The sequence below is a fragment of the Kerstersia sp. genome (genome assembly GCF_052103615.1).
GTDB lineage: Bacteria > Pseudomonadota > Gammaproteobacteria > Burkholderiales > Burkholderiaceae_B > Kerstersia.
This window is the reverse complement of sequence record NZ_JBQEKA010000002.1, coordinates 39,948-55,903: the sequence shown is the minus strand read 5'-3', so window position 1 is coordinate 55,903 and position 15,956 is coordinate 39,948. Positions and strand designations below refer to the sequence as shown.

The following is a 15,956-nucleotide window of genomic DNA, read 5'->3' as shown; positions in this document are numbered from 1 at the left end:
AAGGAACCGCTGGTGTGCCGACCGTTCTCTATACGGATATGCTCAGCTGCCATTTGTGGCGAAATTTACACTTGTGTAACGTGAAGTAAGCCCCTTTGGCCCCCCTTTAGCCCGCTGTTACATTTACGACATGCCTACACCACAAACGCCTCCTACTCCTCGCAAATTGCTGGTTGTCGATGATGACCCCCGCCTGCGTGATCTGTTGCGCCGTTACCTATCGGAACAAGGCTTCAATGTTTTCGTGGCTGAAGATTCCAAGGAAATGGCGCGTCTGTGGCAACGCGAACACTTCGACCTGCTGGTACTCGATCTGATGCTGCCTGGCGAAGACGGCTTGTCGATCTGCCGCCGGCTGCGTGGTGCACATGACAACACCCCTATCATTATCCTGACGGCCAAGGCGGAAGAGATCGACCGCATCCTGGGCCTGGAAATGGGGGCTGATGACTATCTGTCCAAACCGTTCAATCCGCGCGAACTGCTGGCCCGCATCAATGCCATCCTGCGGCGCCGAGGCGCGGAAGAACATCCCGGCGCGCCCAGCCAGGAAAATGAATCCGTCGCTTTCGGCCCCTACACCCTGAATCTTTCCACCCGCACGCTGATGCGCAACGGCGAAACCGTGCCCATCACGACAGGTGAGTTCTCTGTGCTGAAGGTGTTCGCCCGCCATCCCAAGGTGCCGCTGTCGCGTGACAAGCTGATGGAACTGGCGCGCGGCCGTGAATATGAAGCGTTCGACCGCAGTCTGGATGTGCAGATTTCCCGTCTGCGCAAGCTGATCGAACCGAATCCTTCCAAGCCCGTCTTCATTCAGACGGTCTGGGGCCTGGGCTACGTCTTCGTCCCCGATGGCGGCAACTGACCCCAGCCATACACACCGACAAAACACCCGCCACCCCGAACAGTCGCGCTGGACGCGGCTGTTCCGGCTCGGGCTGTTTGGCCGCACGTTTCTGCTGCTCAGCACGCTGATGATCGCCAGCCTGCTGGCCTGGCTGCAAGTTTTCTTCAGTATGGAAATCGGCCCGCGCGCCTACCAAATGGCGCAGCGGGTCGTGACTTCTGTCAACATCACCCGCGCCGCGCTGATTTATTCAGCGCCGGACTCGCGCAGCCGCCTCTTGCTCGATCTGGCCACCAATGAAGGCCTGCAGGTCTATCCGCGCACCGAGCAAGACGATATCAAGGCGCTGCCCCACGATGACTACTGGACCCGTGTCGCCACCCTGATCCGCAACCGCCAGGGCGAAGACATCCGCCTGGCCAGCTCTGTGAATAATATTCCCGGTATCTGGGTCAGCTTCCGCATCGACGGCGAGGACTACTGGCTGGTTTTCGAGCGCGATCAGTTCGGCCTGACAGGCGGCATGGAATGGATAGGCTGGGGCGTCACCGCGCTGATCCTGTCGCTGATCGGCGCGGCCATCAGCGTCGGCTTCGTCAACCGCCCGCTCTCCCGGCTCGCCAAGGCCGTGCAGGAACTGACCCGGGGCTCAACGCCTCTGCCGCTGCCCGAAGGCGGCCCGGAAGAATTGCGCCGCATTAATGCCAGTTTCAACCGCATGGCCCACGAATTACGCCAAAGCGAAGAGGACCGGGAGCTGATGCTGGCGGGCCTATCGCATGACCTGCGCACGCCGCTGGCCCGGCTGCGGCTGGAAATTGAAATGAGCGGCGTCTCCGAAGATACGCTGCAAAACATCGACCAGGACCTGGGCCAGATTGAACGCTGCATCGGCCAGCTGATGGATTATGCCCGTCCCGCCGGCACCTCCGGCCAGGAAGTGACTTCGGTCTCCGATGTCCTGCAGGAAATCTATCAGCGCGAGCGCAGCCATACCGAAGCCCTGGGCGGCACATTGCAAGCCGAGATCGCAGCAGATCTGTATGCGCGCATCTCGGACTTCGATCTGAAACGCATCATCACCAATCTTATCGAAAATGCCAGGCGCTACGGCCTGTCCGAAGACGGACGGGCGCATATCCATCTGACCGCCAGCAGCCAGGGAAAATGGATGCGTATCGACGTTTCCGACCAAGGCCCGGGCATCCCGCTGTCTGACAGCGCCAAAATGCTGCGCCCCTTTTCCCGCGGAGAAAGCGCGCGCACCGGCGTCAGCGGCGCGGGGCTCGGGCTGTCCATCGTCGAACGCCTGCTGAGCCAGATCGGCGGCCGCCTGAACCTGCTGCAAAACGAGCCATCAGGCCTGCTGGTCCGCATCGAACTGCCCCGCCCGCAACTCGGCTGAGACGCGCCCGGCTTCGCGTAGAATGCTTCCAGAGAGCGTCATTGTGGCGCTCAGGGACTCCTGGGAGATTTTGATGAAAACCATCGGCGATAAACTCGACTCGTTCCGCATTACCGGCGTCAAGCCTGGCTTTACTCTGGCAGAAGAAAATGGCGTTTCCGCTTTCGAAGACATCACCGAAAGCACCTTCCCCGGCAAATGGAAAGTCATCTACTTTTATCCCAAGGACTTCTCCTCAGTCTGCCCCACCGAAATCATCGGTTTTGACGCGCTGACCGAAGCCTTCGAAGAACGCGATGCCGTGTTGCTGGGCGGCTCCAGCGACAATGAGCACGTCAAACTGGCCTGGCGCCGCGAGCAAAACGAACTGGCCCGCGTTCAGCACCACCAGTTCGCCGACACCTCCGGCTCGCTGATCGACCAGCTGGGCATACGCGAACGCACCCAGGGCGTGGCCCTGCGCGCCACGCTGATCGTGGACCCCGACAATATCATCCAGCATATTTCGGTCAACGGCCTGAAAGTCGGCCGCAATCCCGATGAAGTGCTGCGGGTGCTTGATGCGCTGCTGACCGACGAACCGGCGGTCTGCAACCGCCCCATCGGCGGCTGAACCCGCCCTCTGTACTGGCAGGGTTCAGCTCTGGCGCCTTCAGGCCTGCCTGCGCGCCAGCAAGGCAACCGTCGTGGCCGCAATCCCCTCTTTGCGGCCCAGATAGCCCAAATGCTCGTTGGTCTTGGCCTTCACATTGACCGCCCCGGGTTCCAGCCCCAGATCCGCCGCGATATTTGCCACCATAGCCGCCGCATGCGGCCCTATCTTCGGCGCCTGGGCATGCACGGTCGCATCCACATTGACCACTTCCCAGCCCGCCGCGCGCACGCGCTGATACGCTTCGCGCAGCAGCACACGGCTATCGGCGCCCTGGAAAGCCGGATCGGTATCCGGGAAATGACGGCCGATATCCCCCAGACCCGCGCCCCCCAGCACGGCATCGGTCACGGCATGCAGCAATACGTCCGCATCCGAATGCCCGGCCAGCCCATGGGTATGCGGAATCGTTACGCCACCGATAATCAGCGGGCGCCCTTCAACCAGCGCGTGCACATCAAAGCCTTGTCCGACACGAAACGGAATACTCATCCCCAATTCTCCATCCATTCAAAATCTTCACGCCAGGTCAGCTTGGCATTGCGCGGCGACCCGCGCACCAGCAAGGGGGCATGGCCCATCATTTCCATCGCGCTGGCCTCATCCGTCACCAGCCTGCCCTGCGCCCGGGCCTGCGCCAAAGCCTGGCCCAGCAAACCGGCGCGGAACATCTGCGGCGTCTGCGCCAGCCAGATTTCCTCACGCGGCAACGTGCGGGCCACGCGCTCGCGCCCCTGCTTGACCGTATCAGCGGCCGGCAAGGCCAGCAAGCCGCCCACCTCATCGGCCAGGCAGGCATCTATCAGCCCTGCCAGCACCGGCGCCGGCAAGCCCGGCCTGGCAGCGTCATGCACCAGCACCCAGTCACGTTCGCCCAGCCCGGCGTGCGCTGCCGCATCCGCCAAAGCGTTGGCAACGGTATCGGCACGCTCCGCGCCGCCGCAGGCGCGGCATGCCACACGCGGCAGCCCGGCCAGAGCCTCGGCAGCCCAAACGTCACCCGCCGCCACGGCAACCCGCACCTGCGTCACCCTGGGGTCGGCCAATAAGGCCTGCACCGCCAAACGCAGCACCGGCACACCACGCAACTGGCGGTACTGTTTGGGCACATCGCCGTCGTGGCGGCTGGCGCGTTTTCCTATCCCGGCGGCCGGCACAATCGCAATCAGTTTCTCTGTCATGGCAGGGATTTTATAATCAGAGTCCTCATGCCTGAATCCATCACCTCTGCCGGCGTCTCGCAACTGCCAGAATCGCCTGCCACCGCCGCCGTTCTTGCCGCCCTGAAACCAGGCCAGCGCCACGCCCAGCCTCGCCCGCACGGGTCCGGCGATGCCTGCTGGCTGGCCGAACTTTCGGAGCGCGCCGGCAGCCCCATGCTGATCCTCTGCGCGGATCCGCTGCAGGCCCAGCGGCTGGCCGAAGAAATCCGTTTGTTCTCGCCGGGACGGCAAGTACGCCAGCTGCCCGATTGGGAAACCCTGCCCTATGACGGTTTTTCGCCACACCAGGACCTGATCTCCGCCAGACTTAAAACTCTGCACGCCCTGATGCAGGGCCAGGTGGATATTCTCACCGTCCCGGTCACCACGGCGCTCTACCGCCTGGCGCCGCCTTCATTCCTGGCGGCCTATACCTTCTCGTTCCGCAAGGGCGACAAGCTGGATGAAGCCGCCCTGCGCGCCCAACTGGTGCTGGCCAACTACAGCCATGTCACCCAGGTGAGCGCCCCCGGCGAATTCAGCCTGCGCGGCGGCATCATAGACCTCTTCCCCATGGGGTCTGCCGTCCCGTACCGCATCGACCTGTTCGATGACGAAATCGAATCGCTGCGCAGTTTTGACGTCGATACCCAGCGCACCCTGTACCCGGTGCGTGAAATCGAGCTGTTGCCTGGCCGCGAATTCCCGCTGGATGAAGACGCCCGCACGCGTTTCCGCGCGCGTTTCCGCGAAGAATTTGAAGGCGACCCCAGCCGCGCCCTGCCCTACCGCGATATCGGCAACGGCATTGCCTTTGCCGGCGTCGAATACTATCTGCCCTTGTTCTTCGATGACACGGCAACACTGTTCGACTACCTGCCCGCCGGCACGCTGGCCGTTACCCACGGCGACATCGACAACACCATCCAGGGCTTCGCCCGCGATACCCAGAGCCGCTACCAGTTCCTGAAAAGCGACCGTGAGCGGCCGCTGTTGCCGCCAGACCGCCTTTTCATGAACCAGGAAGCCCTGTACGCGCATCTGCGCGCGCTGCCGCGCCTGGCCCTGACAGATAACGCCAACCCGGACTTCACCGCGCCCCCCGACGTCGCAGTCGCCCGCCGCGCTGATGATCCGCTGGCGCGGCTGCGGCAATGCGTGCATACGCTGGGCCAGGGCGGCCACGACCGCGCGCGCCGCATCGTGCTGTGCGCCGACTCCGCCGGACGCCGCGAAACCCTGCTGCTGATGTTGCAGGAGCACGGCCTGGCGCCGCACGCCCAGGCCGACAGCCTGCCGGCCGCCTGGCTGGAAAGCGGCCCCTTCACGCTGGCTACGGCGCCGCTGACCGCCGGCTTCATCCGCCACGCCGATGGCACGGTCTTCCTAACCGAAAACGATCTTTACCCTGACAGCGGCGGCGGCCAGCGCCGCCCTCGCCGCGCCCAGGAACAGGCCAGCAATGTCGAAGCCATGGTGCGCGATCTGGCCGAGCTGCGTGAGGGCGACCCCGTCGTGCACCTGCAGCACGGTATTGCCCGTTATCGCGGCCTGGCCAGCATGGATCTGGGCGAAGGCCAAATGGAATTCCTGCATCTGGAGTACGCGCAAGGCAGCACGCTTTATGTGCCGGTATCGCAGTTGCACGTCATTGCCCGATACAGCGGCGCCGACCCTGAATCCGCCCCCTTGCACCAACTGGGGTCGGGGCAATGGGAAAAAGCGCGGCGCAAGGCCGCCAAACAAGTGCGTGACAGCGCCGCCGAATTGCTCGACCTGTATGCCCGCCGCGCCGCGCGCCAGGGCTATGCCTTTGAATTGACGCCAGCCGACTACGGCAATTTCGCGCAAGGCTTCGGCTTTGAGGAAACGCCCGACCAGGCGGCTGCCATCGAAGCCGTCATCGACGATATGACCTCGGGCCGCCCCATGGACCGCCTGGTCTGCGGCGATGTGGGCTTCGGCAAAACCGAGGTCGCCCTGCGCGCAGCCTTCATCGCCGTGGCCAACGGTAAACAGGTCGCCCTGCTGTGCCCCACCACACTGCTGGCCGAACAGCATGCCCAGACCTTCTCTGACCGCTTTGCCGAATGGCCGGTGAAGGTCGTGGAACTGTCGCGCTTCCGTTCAGCCAAGGAAATCAGCACGGCCATCGGCGGCATCAATGACGGCACCATAGACATTGTCATCGGCACCCACAAGATTCTGTCCAAGGATGTGCGTTTCAAGCGTCTGGGGCTGGTCATCATCGACGAAGAACACCGCTTCGGTGTGCGCCAGAAAGAAGCGCTCAAGGCGCTGCGCGCCGAAGTTGATGTTCTGACGCTCACCGCCACGCCGATTCCGCGCACGCTGGGCATGTCGCTAGAAGGCATACGCGACTTTTCCGTCATCGCGACCGCGCCGCAAAAACGCCTGGCCATCAAGACCTTCGTGCGCCGCGAGGATGGCAGCACCATACGCGAAGCGCTGCTGCGAGAACTCAAACGCGGCGGCCAGGCCTATTTCCTGCACAATGAAGTCGAGACCATCCACAACCGCCGCGCCCGGCTCGAAGAGCTGGTGCCGGAAGCACGCATTGCCGTGGCCCACGGCCAGATGCCCGAGCGCGAACTGGAACAGGTGATGAAGGGCTTCTACCAGCAGCGCTACAACGTGCTGCTGTGCACCACCATCATTGAAACCGGCATCGACGTGCCCAGCTCCAACACCATCATCATCCACCGCGCCGACCGCTTCGGCCTGGCGCAGCTGCACCAGTTGCGCGGCCGCGTCGGACGTTCGCACCACCAGGCCTACGCCTACCTGCTGACCCCCGGCGAAGACGCCATCACCAGCAATGCCAAAAAACGCCTGGAAGCCATCCAGGCCATGGAAGAACTGGGGTCCGGTTTCTACCTGGCGATGCACGACCTGGAAATCCGCGGCGCGGGCGAAGTGCTGGGCGAATCACAATCCGGCAATATCCAGGAAATCGGTTTCTCTCTGTATTCGGACATGCTCAATGCCGCCGTGCGCGCGCTGAAATCCGGCAAGGAGCCGGATCTGGATGCCGACCTGCACGCCGTTTGCGAAATCAATCTGCATGCCCCGGCCTTGCTGCCTTCCGATTACTGCCCCGATGTGCATGCCCGCCTGGCCCTCTACAAGCGCCTGTCGCATGCGCCGGACGACGACACCCTGCTGGGCCTGCAAGAAGAACTGATAGACCGTTTCGGCCCCCTGCCGGAAGCCGCAAAAACCCTGCTGGCCAGCCATCGCCTGCGCCTGCGCGCCGAAGCCCTGGGCATCCAGAAGCTGGACGCCAGCGAAACCCAGGCCTTGCTGCATTTCCGCACGGATACCAAAGTAGATCCGGTACGCCTGATCGAATTGGTTCAGAAGCAACGCCACATCCGCCTGAGCGGCCCGGACAAGCTGCGCATGGAGATCTCCAAACCCGACATTACCGCGCGCATCGACGCCGTTCGCGGCCTGCTGCGTTCCTTGAGCTAAGCGCTGCGGCCAGCGTATCCTGTTTGCACGGCTAGCGGCTATGATGCCTGCTGGCCATTCACGGTCGCCGCGCCTGACCGGCTGCCCGGCGACTTTTCCCTATCTTGCCGCGCGCCTCCGGCGCCGGCCCGCAAGCCATGACCGATTCCAGCACCCACCTCATCCTGCAATCTCCCGACCTGTCCGCCGACCGCATCGAACAGGCCGCAGCCCTGGCCTGCGCCAATGGCGTGCGCCGCATCAGCACCACCGCCGCGCGCCTGACCGGCGTTGCCGCGGATGACGCCAGCCGCCAGGAACTGGCCGCCTGGTGCGCCAGCCGTCACATGGACTATGCCTATGTGCCTGGCCAGGCCAAGCTGTCCGATTACCGCGTGCTGGCCATGGACATGGACTCCACGCTCATCAATATCGAATGCATAGACGAAATCGCCGATGCCGTCGGCCGCAAACCCGAAGTCGCCGCCATTACTGAAGCGGCCATGCGTGGCGAAATCAAGGATTTTTCCGAGAGCCTGCGCCGCCGCGTAGCGCTGCTGCAAGGCGTGGCGGCCACTGCGCTTGATGAAGTTTACGCCGACCGCCTCAAGCTCAACCCTGGCGCAGAACGCCTGGTGGAATCCGCCAGGGCCGCCGGCCTGAAGATTCTGCTGGTTTCCGGCGGCTTCACCTTCTTTACGGAGCGCCTGCGCCAGCGCCTGCAGCTGGACGCCGCCCACGCCAACACCCTGGAAGTCGATGACAGCGGTGTGCTGACCGGACGGGTGCTGGGCGATATCGTCGATGCCCAGGCCAAGGCCAGCCTGGTGCAGCAATTCGCCGTCAGTCATGGCGCGCAAACCAGCCAGGCCATTGTCATCGGCGACGGTGCCAATGACCTGCAAATGATGAAGCTGGCGGGCATCTCGGTGGCCTACCGTGCCAAACCGGTCGTGCAGCAACAAGCTAGCCATGCCCTGAATTACACTGGGCTGGATGGCGTGCTGAACTGGTTCGCCAGCTGAACGCTTCGCACGCAAGGTTCAGCGCCCCAGGCCCCGCGCCAGCCTTCCCCCCCGCGGGCGCCCTGGGTTCCCGTCCCTTGCGCTTCTCGTCCCTTGCGTTCCCCTCCTTGCCGCTTCTTTTACGCCCGCGCCATGAATCTGCACGTGACTCCTCCTGCCCTGCCGCCCGGCATCCGCTTGCGCCTGGACAACTGGGAAGCGCTGCGCAGCGACGCGGCCCCTATCCGCTTCGAAGTGTTCGTCGATGAACAAGGCGTCCCGCCAGACATCGAACTCGACGAGATGGACCCGCTATGCCTGCACGCCATTGCCTATGATGCCCAAGGCACGGCACTGGGCACAGGCCGCTTGCTGCCCGACGGCCATATCGGCCGCATGGCGGTGCGCCAGCAAGCGCGCGGCATGGGCCTGGGCGGCTGCCTGTTGCAGGCGCTGGTGGAAGCCGGGCTGCGCCAAGGGCATACGGCCTTGGTGCTGAACGCGCAATGCCATGCCCAGGCTTTCTATGAGCGGCATGGATTCCAGGTGCGCGGCGCCCCCTTTGAAGAAGCCGGCATCGCCCATATCACCATGGTCCGCACGCCCGGCTAAGGCCAGACGACACGCCTTTAATCGTCATACACCACACCCAGCTCCTGGGTACGGTAAAGCAAGGCGCACTGCTGCCTGAGCCAGCGATGCGCCGGTTCATTATGCATGCGCGCATGCCAGTATTGCTTCACTGTGAACATGCTGGTTTCAAAAGGGCAATGCAATAACCTGACGCCACTGGTGCTGCCCAAACGGCGCCCGATCTGGCTGGGCACTGTCGCCAGCAAATCCGTATTGGCGACAATATTCGCCACGCCCAGAAAGCCGGGCAGCCGTAATGCCACCCTGCGCTGGATACGCTGGGACCGCAGGGCGCTATCCAGCAGCGAATGCGTCCTGCCCGACAAGACTTCGATATGCGCTGCTGCCTGATAATCAGCGAGCGTCAGCGCCGATCCATCATGCCAATGGCTGCCTGCCAGGCAAACAAAGCTCTGGGTATAAAACGTTTGCTGATAAAAGCCTGATTCCAGGCCAGGAATAATGCCCAGCGCCAGATCCGCCAAACCAGCTGCCAGGCGGGCCGGGGTCTCGGCCTCTATGGGTTCCACATCCAGACTGACGCCCGGCGCATCGCGCCGCAATAGCGTCAGCAACTGGGGCAGCAAGGTCATATGGCTGGCATCGGTCATGCAAACCGTGAAGCGGCGCTCCATCTGCGCCGGCACCACCCTTTCCGGCTGCTGCTCCAGCCGCTGCAAGGCCGCCAGCGCCTCGCGTACCGGCCCCAGCAGCGTCTCTGCCCTGGCAGTCGGCACCATCGTGCCGCCGGTACGGACAAACAGTTCATCATCAAAGTAAGCGCGCAGACGCGCCAGCCACATGCTGACAGTCGGCTGATTCTGCCCCAGCTGATCCGCCGCGCGGCTGACGCTGCCGGTATGGTGCAGGGCAATAAACAGCAGCAAGAGCTTGGCATCCAGCAAAGGTTTCGGGTTGGCGTTTTCCATTTGCCTAGATTATCAATTATTTTGATATCTTTAATAAAAAACATCGCATAGACGTATGTGACCCGCCTTTCTTACGATGCTTTCCATTCTCGAATGGAGGCACGCAGTTGAATCAAGCAAGCACACCCCAGCCCTTGACCGGACAGGTCGCCATTGTGACCGGCGCTGCCCGGGGTATCGGTCTTGGCATTGCCCGGCGGTTGTCCCGCGAAGGCTGCCAGGTTGTTATCTGGGACATGGATCTGGCCCCGCTCGCCGACAGCGGGTTTGAACCTGCCCTGGCTCAGCGCGTGGATATCCGCGACCCGGATGCCATCCATCTGGCCGTGGCAGAAGCCCATGCCCAACTGGGCCGGATCGACATTCTCGTCAACAATGCAGGCATCAATGGCCCGGTCCAGCCGATGTGGGAATACACGCCGCAGCAATGGCAGCAGGTCATGGATATCAACCTCAGCGGCGTCTTCTATTGCTGCCGCGCCATCGTCCCGCTCATGAGGGCAGCCGGCCACGGCCGCATCATCAACATCGCCTCGGCCGCCGGCAAGGAAGCCGTCCCGGGCATCACGCCCTATTCCGCGTCCAAGCACGGCGTCATCGGGCTGACCAAATCACTGGCGCGCGAACTGGCTGGTGAAGGCGTCCTGGTCAATGCTGTCGCGCCGGTCATGACGGAAACCCAATTGCTGCAACAAATGACGCCGGCGCATATTGCCAGCTCCAAGGCCAAGATTCCGATGGGACGTTTCCTCAGTATTCCGGAAATTGCTGCCATGGTGGCCTGGATCGCCGGGCCGGATTGCACCTTCACGACCGGCTTTACCTTTGATCTGTCCGGCGGACGCGCCAATTACTAGGACGATGCGAACCATGCCCAGCACAACATTTGCCCTCGCGCCGCTCTCTCATCTGGAACTGACGCCGCCCGATATGGTGCTGTGCGCCGCTCTGGCCGGGTATCAGGCCCTGGGCCTGCGCCTGATTCCAGCCACCGCCACGGAAACTCGCCACGATGCCATCGGCAATACGCCCACCGTGCGCGAGATTGCCCGGCGCCTGGACGATACCGGCATGCAATTGCTGGATATCGAGCTATTCAGCCTGCGCCCGGACACGCAAGTCGCCGATTACCGCGCTGCCCTGGAAACCGGCGTCCGGCTGGGCGCCCGGCATGCGCTGGTCTCCGGCCAGGACCCCGACCCAGCCAGACTGAGCCAGAATTTCGGGCAGTTTGCCGAAATGGCGTCGTCCCTCGGTTTGCGGGCCTGCCTGGAACCTGTGCCCTGGGTCGCCATTTCCAGCCTTGCCAAGGCCGAGGCGCTGATCCAGCAAAGCGGCGCCCAGGAGGCGGGGATAGTCATAGATGCCCTGCACTTCGACCGCGCCGGTGAAACCCCGGCCACGCTGGCCGCCATCGCGCCTTCCCGCTTCCCCTATGTGCAACTGTGCGACGCCCCGGCAGAACGGCCAGCCGATCTGGACGGGCTGCTGTTCCAGGCACGCAGGGAACGGCTCATGCCTGGCGACGGCGGGCTGAACCTGTCCAGTCTTCTGGCGGGCCTGCCGGGCAATATCCCCATCGGGCTGGAAGTGCCGCTGGCCGGCCTATCGCTCACGGTTGCCCCCGTTGAGCGCGCCAAACGCATGCGGCTCAAGACCGAAGCCTTGCTGCAAGGTCTGGCCGCCTGATTGCCGTACCTATTCATTTCATAACAAGGAGACAACACCATGAAATCCACACTACGCCAACTGGCCTGCGCCACGCTGCTGGCCCTGCTGCCTGCCGTCGCCGCCCAGGCGGATGATATCCAGACCCGCACCATCCGCTTTGCCTTTGAAAACCAGCGCGGCCATCCGCAGGCCGAAGGGGCCGACAAATTCGCCGAACTGGTTGCCGCCAAGTCGGGCGGCAAACTCACGGTCAAAACCTTCCCCGGCGGCGTGCTGGGCGGCAATCTGCAAAACGTCTCTGCGGTGCAGGGCGGCACGCTGGAAATGACCAACCTCAACGCCGGCATCCTGACCTCGCACGTCAAGGAGCTGGGCGTCTTCGATACGCCCTTCCTGTTCAACAATGCCGAGGAAGTCGATGCCATCACCGACGGCCCCATCGGCACCGCGCTGCTCGAAAAATTGAGCGAGAAAGGCATTATCGGCCTGGGTTACTGGGATCTCGGTTTCCGCCATCTCACCAATAACCGCCGCCCCGTGGAAAAAGTCGAGGACATTGCCGGCCTGAAAGTGCGGGTGATCCAGTCGCCTATTTATATCGACCTGTTCAATGCCCTGGGCGCCAACGCCTTGCCGCTGGCCTTTCCCGAACTCTACCCGGCGCTGGAATCACATGCCGTCGATGGCCAGGAAAACCCCTTCACCACCATCCTGGCTTCCAACTTCCAGGAAGTGCAGAAATATGTGACCCGTACCGGCCACCTCTACAACCCGATGGCACTCATCATCAGCAAACGCTTCTGGGACAGGCTGTCGGCTGAGGAGCAGCGCATCCTGCGCGAAGCGGCTGCGGAAGCATCGCTGTACCAGCGCGAGCGTTCCCGTGCCGGCGCAGAAGCGGCGCTGCAAGCCTTGCAGGATGGCGGCATGCAACTCACGGAACTGAGCCCGCAAGAAATGGAGCGCTTCCGCGCCGCCGTCGCGCCTGTGGTGAGCCAGCACGCCCAGCGTGTGGGGCCGGAAACACTGGAACAGGTGCAGGCTGAACTGGCCAAACTGCGCAACCCTTCCTGAGTCCCTAGCCGCGCGGCCTCATGCGCCGCGCCGGACACCTCCTTCTGTTTCGCTGGCGCCTGGAAAACCGCATCCGCTGGCCTGCGTGTTTTCCCGGCCCAAGGACTTTCATCATGCAAGCCCTACTGAACCGCTATTGCCGCTTGCTCGACCATATACAGGTCGGACTGCTGGCCTTCATGACCGTTCTGGTCTTCGTCAATGTCGCCCTGCGCTATCTGTTCAACTCCGGTATCACCGTCTCCGAGGAAGTCGCGCGCTGGGCCTTTATCTGGATTGTTTTCCTGGGCGCCATCGTGGCCCTGAACAACCGCACGCACCTGGGCAGTGATCTGTTCTACGCCCTGCTGCCGCGCGTCCTGCACAAACCCCTGTTTATCCTGGGCCGTCTGCTCATGCTGTATATCGCCTGGCTGGTGCTGGCGGGCAGCTGGGAGCAAATGATGATCAACGCAGATATTCCCGCCCCGACAACGGAATGGTCCATGGGCATTTTCTATGCCACTGGCGTCATTTTCGGCAGCTCAGCCCTGCTGCTCATCGCCCGCGACCTCTGCCTGGCCGTGCTGCACAACACTGGTGTCGATCTGGAAGACGAGCCTGCCATCAGCCCTGAGGATTCCCAATGACCATCCTGATTTTTGTCGGCACGCTGCTGGGCTCCATGGCGCTGCGCATCCCCATCGCCTTCGCCTTGCTGGCCAGTTCCGTCGGGCTGATGTATCACCTGGATTACTTCGACGCCCAGATTCTGGCGCAGAATGTCATCAACGGCGCCAACAGCTTCCCCTTGCTGGCCGTCCCGTTTTTCCTGCTCGCAGGCGAGATCATGAACGCCGGCGGCCTGTCGCACCGCATGGTCAATCTGGCGCTGGCGCTCATCGGCCACATCCGCGGCGGCCTGGGCTATGTCACAATTCTGGCTGGCTGCTTTATCGCCGCCCTGTCCGGCTCTGCCGTGGCCGACGCCGCCGCGCTGACGGCCATGCTGCTGCCCATGATGCGCCGCGCCGGGCATGATCCTTCCCGGGCCGCGGGCCTGATCGCCTCAACCGGTATTATTGCTCCCATTCTGCCGCCCAGCATTGCCCTCATCCTGTTCGGCGTGGCCACCAATGTGTCCATCTCCAAGCTGTTCATGGCCGGCATCGCCCCTGGCCTGATGATAGGCGTGGCTCTGTGGGCAACCTGGTGGTGGCTGGCCCGCCGCGAACAACTGGAAACGCCGCCGCGCAAAAGCCGTCAGGATGTCTGGCGCGCCTTCCGCGAGTCGTCCTGGGCGCTGATGTTGCCGGTCATCATTCTGGTGGGTTTGCGCATGGGCGTGTTCACCCCGACCGAAGCCGCCGTGGTAGCGGCAGCCTATGCCCTGTTCGTTGCGACCGTCATTTACCGTGAACTGCGCTGGTCTCAGCTATATGGCATTCTGCTGGTCTCTGCCAGAACAACAGCCGTCATCATGCTGCTGGTCGCCTCCGCCATGGTGGCAGCCTGGCTGGTGACAGTCGCCGATCTGCCCTCACGCATCATCGGTTTGCTAGGCCCCGTCATGGACAATCCGACCCTGTTGCTGCTGACCATCATGCTCCTGATTCTGGTCATCAGCACTTGCATGGACTCGGCGCCCACCATCCTGATCCTGGCCCCCGTCCTGCTGCCTGTCGTCAAATCTGCCGGTATCGACCCCGTCTATTTCGGCATTCTGTTTGTCGTCAATGTGTCCATCGGCTTGATTACCCCGCCAGTGGGAACGGTATTGAGTACAGTCGCCAGCGTGAGCAAAATGAAAATAGACTTGGTCACGCGCGGCGCCCTGCCCTTTATCTTCACGCTCTTCGCCATTTTGCTGTTGTTCGTCCTCTTTCCGCCTTTGATCACCATACCGGCGGGCTGGCTGTACTAAGCCGAATTGCCCCGCGTATCAGCGCGCAGGCCCGGCCTCCTTGCGGAAACCGGGCCTGCGCATGACGCTGGCGCACCAAGGCGCGGGACTTACCTGGCGGTATAACCGCCATCTATCACCAGCTCGCTGCCCGTGACGAACTTGGCCTCATCAGAGGCCAGATACACCACGCCCCAGGCGATATCGTCGGAGTCTCCGACATACCCCAGCGGATGGCGCGCATCCAGTTCGGCGCGGAATGCCGCGGCTCCTTCCGGCGCGTTGTTGGCCAAATCTTCGACCAGCGGGGTCCAGATGAAGCCAGGGTGTACTGAGTTCACACGGATATGATCGCGTGCGTACAGCAAAGCGTCATTCTTGCTCATCAGGCGCACAGCGCCCTTGGAGGCATGGTAAGGCGGCAGATCGGCTGCGCCCACCAGGCCATAGATAGAAGACAGGTTAATGATGCTGCCGCCGCCTTGTTCCTGCATGGTCGGCACCGCATGCTTGGTGCAGAAGAAAACGCCTTTGACGTTGACGTCCATGACCCGGTCCCATTCGGCTTCCGTGATTTCATGCGTGGGTTTGTTCACCCCGGAAATCCCGGCGTTATTGACCAGGATATCTATCCGGCCGAAATACTCCGCCACCTCGATAAACGATTCCGCCACGGACGCCTCGTCCGTCGTATCCACGCGCCAGTACTTGGCCAGCCCCCCTTGCTTGCTGATGGCGTCCACGACTTCGCTGCCATCCTGCACATCCGTCACGGCGACTTTGGCGCCTTCCTGCGCCAGGCGCAGCGCGATGGCACGGCCGATACCGACTGCAGCGCCGGTGACAATGGCAACTTTACCTTCCAGACGTTTCATTGCTTTCTCCTGTTCAGCAAGCCGCAGCGGCAAAAACCGCTGCCCTGGAGCTCATTGTCTGCGGCGGCGCCATGCGCTGTAAATGCTTGCCGGCCCGGCTGTTTGCGGTATATCAAAGGCGAGAACATTTATCACTACGCCAGCCAGTTCCCGACGCTGCCTGTCACGGCAAGCCGCATGAACCGGCGCCCGGCTAGCGGCAGCGCGCGCCCCAATCCATCGCCCGGCCCCGTCTCGTCCAGCAACCTAGCCCGCAAAACAAAAACCCCCAGGTGCTGGCTGAAAAGCCATCCCTGAGGGTTTTT

At 62.8% G+C, this 15,956-nt stretch carries 15 protein-coding genes; 11 read left to right on the top strand and 4 right to left on the bottom strand.

The genetic code is table 11. The features are described from left to right. Nucleotides 1-130: 130 nt before the first annotated feature. The 3 genes from ompR to ACTJGZ_RS00960 all read left to right on the top strand — a co-directional run bounded on the left by ompR (nt 131) and on the right by ACTJGZ_RS00960 (nt 2,868). Nucleotides 131-868: an osmolarity response regulator transcription factor OmpR gene (gene ompR / locus ACTJGZ_RS00970; protein WP_068366864.1), complete on the top strand. Its 738-nt coding sequence runs from the start codon at nt 131-133 to the stop codon at nt 866-868. Further along, nucleotides 855-2,255, top strand: coding sequence for an ATP-binding protein (locus ACTJGZ_RS00965; protein ID WP_441661086.1), 1,401 nt, complete (start codon nt 855-857; stop codon nt 2,253-2,255). The genes ompR and ACTJGZ_RS00965 overlap by 14 nt, the downstream gene beginning before the upstream one ends. A gap of 73 nt (nt 2,256-2,328) precedes the next feature. Beyond that, the gene (locus tag ACTJGZ_RS00960; protein WP_441661085.1) at nt 2,329-2,868 is read left to right on the top strand and encodes a peroxiredoxin; all 540 of its coding nucleotides are present in this window, start codon (nt 2,329-2,331) and stop codon (nt 2,866-2,868) included. Nucleotides 2,869-2,907: 39 nt separating this feature from the next. Here ACTJGZ_RS00960 and ispF read toward each other — a convergent pair whose 3' ends face one another. Both ispF and ispD read right to left on the bottom strand, forming a co-directional pair. Beyond that, complete coding sequence (gene ispF / locus ACTJGZ_RS00955; protein ID WP_441661084.1) at nt 2,908-3,399, bottom strand: 2-C-methyl-D-erythritol 2,4-cyclodiphosphate synthase; 492 nt, start codon at nt 3,397-3,399, stop codon at nt 2,908-2,910. Beyond that, nucleotides 3,396-4,088, bottom strand: coding sequence for a 2-C-methyl-D-erythritol 4-phosphate cytidylyltransferase (gene ispD / locus ACTJGZ_RS00950; protein WP_441661083.1), 693 nt, complete (start codon nt 4,086-4,088; stop codon nt 3,396-3,398). Before ispD ends, ispF begins: the two co-directional genes overlap by 4 nt. Nucleotides 4,089-4,115: 27 nt before the next feature. On the opposite strand from ispD, the gene mfd reads away from it, so the two are divergent. The 3 genes from mfd to ACTJGZ_RS00935 all read left to right on the top strand — a co-directional run bounded on the left by mfd (nt 4,116) and on the right by ACTJGZ_RS00935 (nt 9,199). Then, the gene (gene mfd, locus ACTJGZ_RS00945; protein WP_441661082.1) at nt 4,116-7,604 is read left to right on the top strand and encodes a transcription-repair coupling factor; all 3,489 of its coding nucleotides are present in this window, start codon (nt 4,116-4,118) and stop codon (nt 7,602-7,604) included. A 137-nt stretch (nt 7,605-7,741) separates the two neighbouring features. Then, nucleotides 7,742-8,608 (top strand): phosphoserine phosphatase SerB, encoded by an 867-nt coding sequence (serB, locus tag ACTJGZ_RS00940; protein WP_441661081.1) that lies wholly within the window; start codon nt 7,742-7,744, stop codon nt 8,606-8,608. Nucleotides 8,609-8,752: 144 nt separating this feature from the next. After that, nucleotides 8,753-9,199 carry a GNAT family N-acetyltransferase gene (locus ACTJGZ_RS00935; protein WP_441661080.1) on the top strand — a complete coding sequence of 149 codons (447 nt, stop codon included), beginning with the start codon at nt 8,753-8,755 and terminating at the stop codon, nt 9,197-9,199. A 17-nt stretch (nt 9,200-9,216) separates the two neighbouring features. Here the strand turns inward: ACTJGZ_RS00935 and ACTJGZ_RS00930 are convergent, their stop codons facing one another. Further along, nucleotides 9,217-10,149, bottom strand: coding sequence for a LysR family transcriptional regulator (locus tag ACTJGZ_RS00930; RefSeq protein WP_441661079.1), 933 nt, complete (start codon nt 10,147-10,149; stop codon nt 9,217-9,219). Between the two features lie 107 nt (nt 10,150-10,256). Between ACTJGZ_RS00930 and ACTJGZ_RS00925 the strand changes: the two genes are divergently transcribed. The 5 genes from ACTJGZ_RS00925 to ACTJGZ_RS00905 all read left to right on the top strand — a co-directional run bounded on the left by ACTJGZ_RS00925 (nt 10,257) and on the right by ACTJGZ_RS00905 (nt 14,797). Further along, the gene (locus ACTJGZ_RS00925; protein WP_441661078.1) at nt 10,257-11,006 is read left to right on the top strand and encodes an SDR family NAD(P)-dependent oxidoreductase; all 750 of its coding nucleotides are present in this window, start codon (nt 10,257-10,259) and stop codon (nt 11,004-11,006) included. Between the two features lie 13 nt (nt 11,007-11,019). Beyond that, nucleotides 11,020-11,838 carry a sugar phosphate isomerase/epimerase family protein gene (locus ACTJGZ_RS00920; RefSeq protein WP_441661077.1) on the top strand — a complete coding sequence of 273 codons (819 nt, stop codon included), beginning with the start codon at nt 11,020-11,022 and terminating at the stop codon, nt 11,836-11,838. A gap of 39 nt (nt 11,839-11,877) precedes the next feature. Further along, entirely contained in the window at nt 11,878-12,894 is a 1,017-nt protein-coding gene (locus ACTJGZ_RS00915) for a TRAP transporter substrate-binding protein (RefSeq protein WP_441661076.1), read from the top strand. 113 nt (nt 12,895-13,007) lie between these two features. Beyond that, complete coding sequence (locus ACTJGZ_RS00910) at nt 13,008-13,523, top strand: TRAP transporter small permease (RefSeq protein WP_441661075.1); 516 nt, start codon at nt 13,008-13,010, stop codon at nt 13,521-13,523. Then, nucleotides 13,520-14,797 (top strand): TRAP transporter large permease subunit, encoded by a 1,278-nt coding sequence (locus ACTJGZ_RS00905; RefSeq protein ID WP_441661074.1) that lies wholly within the window; start codon nt 13,520-13,522, stop codon nt 14,795-14,797. The genes ACTJGZ_RS00910 and ACTJGZ_RS00905 overlap by 4 nt, the downstream gene beginning before the upstream one ends. An 89-nt stretch (nt 14,798-14,886) precedes the next feature. Here ACTJGZ_RS00905 and ACTJGZ_RS00900 read toward each other — a convergent pair whose 3' ends face one another. Further along, nucleotides 14,887-15,651, bottom strand: coding sequence for an SDR family NAD(P)-dependent oxidoreductase (locus ACTJGZ_RS00900; protein ID WP_441661073.1), 765 nt, complete (start codon nt 15,649-15,651; stop codon nt 14,887-14,889). Nucleotides 15,652-15,956 lie beyond the last annotated feature (305 nt).

Coding starts and splice junctions, on each gene's coding strand:
- ACTJGZ_RS00900 (WP_441661073.1), bottom strand. CDS start 15,651: ATGAAACGTCTGGAAGGTAAAGTTGCCATTGTCACCGGCGCTGCAGTC.
- ompR (WP_068366864.1), top strand. CDS start 131: ATGCCTACACCACAAACGCCTCCTACTCCTCGCAAATTGCTGGTTGTC.
- ACTJGZ_RS00915 (WP_441661076.1), top strand. CDS start 11,878: ATGAAATCCACACTACGCCAACTGGCCTGCGCCACGCTGCTGGCCCTG.
- ACTJGZ_RS00910 (WP_441661075.1), top strand. CDS start 13,008: ATGCAAGCCCTACTGAACCGCTATTGCCGCTTGCTCGACCATATACAG.
- ACTJGZ_RS00960 (WP_441661085.1), top strand. CDS start 2,329: ATGAAAACCATCGGCGATAAACTCGACTCGTTCCGCATTACCGGCGTC.
- serB (WP_441661081.1), top strand. CDS start 7,742: ATGACCGATTCCAGCACCCACCTCATCCTGCAATCTCCCGACCTGTCC.
- ACTJGZ_RS00920 (WP_441661077.1), top strand. CDS start 11,020: ATGCCCAGCACAACATTTGCCCTCGCGCCGCTCTCTCATCTGGAACTG.
- ACTJGZ_RS00905 (WP_441661074.1), top strand. CDS start 13,520: ATGACCATCCTGATTTTTGTCGGCACGCTGCTGGGCTCCATGGCGCTG.
- ACTJGZ_RS00965 (WP_441661086.1), top strand. CDS start 855: ATGGCGGCAACTGACCCCAGCCATACACACCGACAAAACACCCGCCAC.
- ACTJGZ_RS00930 (WP_441661079.1), bottom strand. CDS start 10,149: ATGGAAAACGCCAACCCGAAACCTTTGCTGGATGCCAAGCTCTTGCTG.
- ispF (WP_441661084.1), bottom strand. CDS start 3,399: ATGAGTATTCCGTTTCGTGTCGGACAAGGCTTTGATGTGCACGCGCTG.
- mfd (WP_441661082.1), top strand. CDS start 4,116: ATGCCTGAATCCATCACCTCTGCCGGCGTCTCGCAACTGCCAGAATCG.
- ispD (WP_441661083.1), bottom strand. CDS start 4,088: ATGACAGAGAAACTGATTGCGATTGTGCCGGCCGCCGGGATAGGAAAA.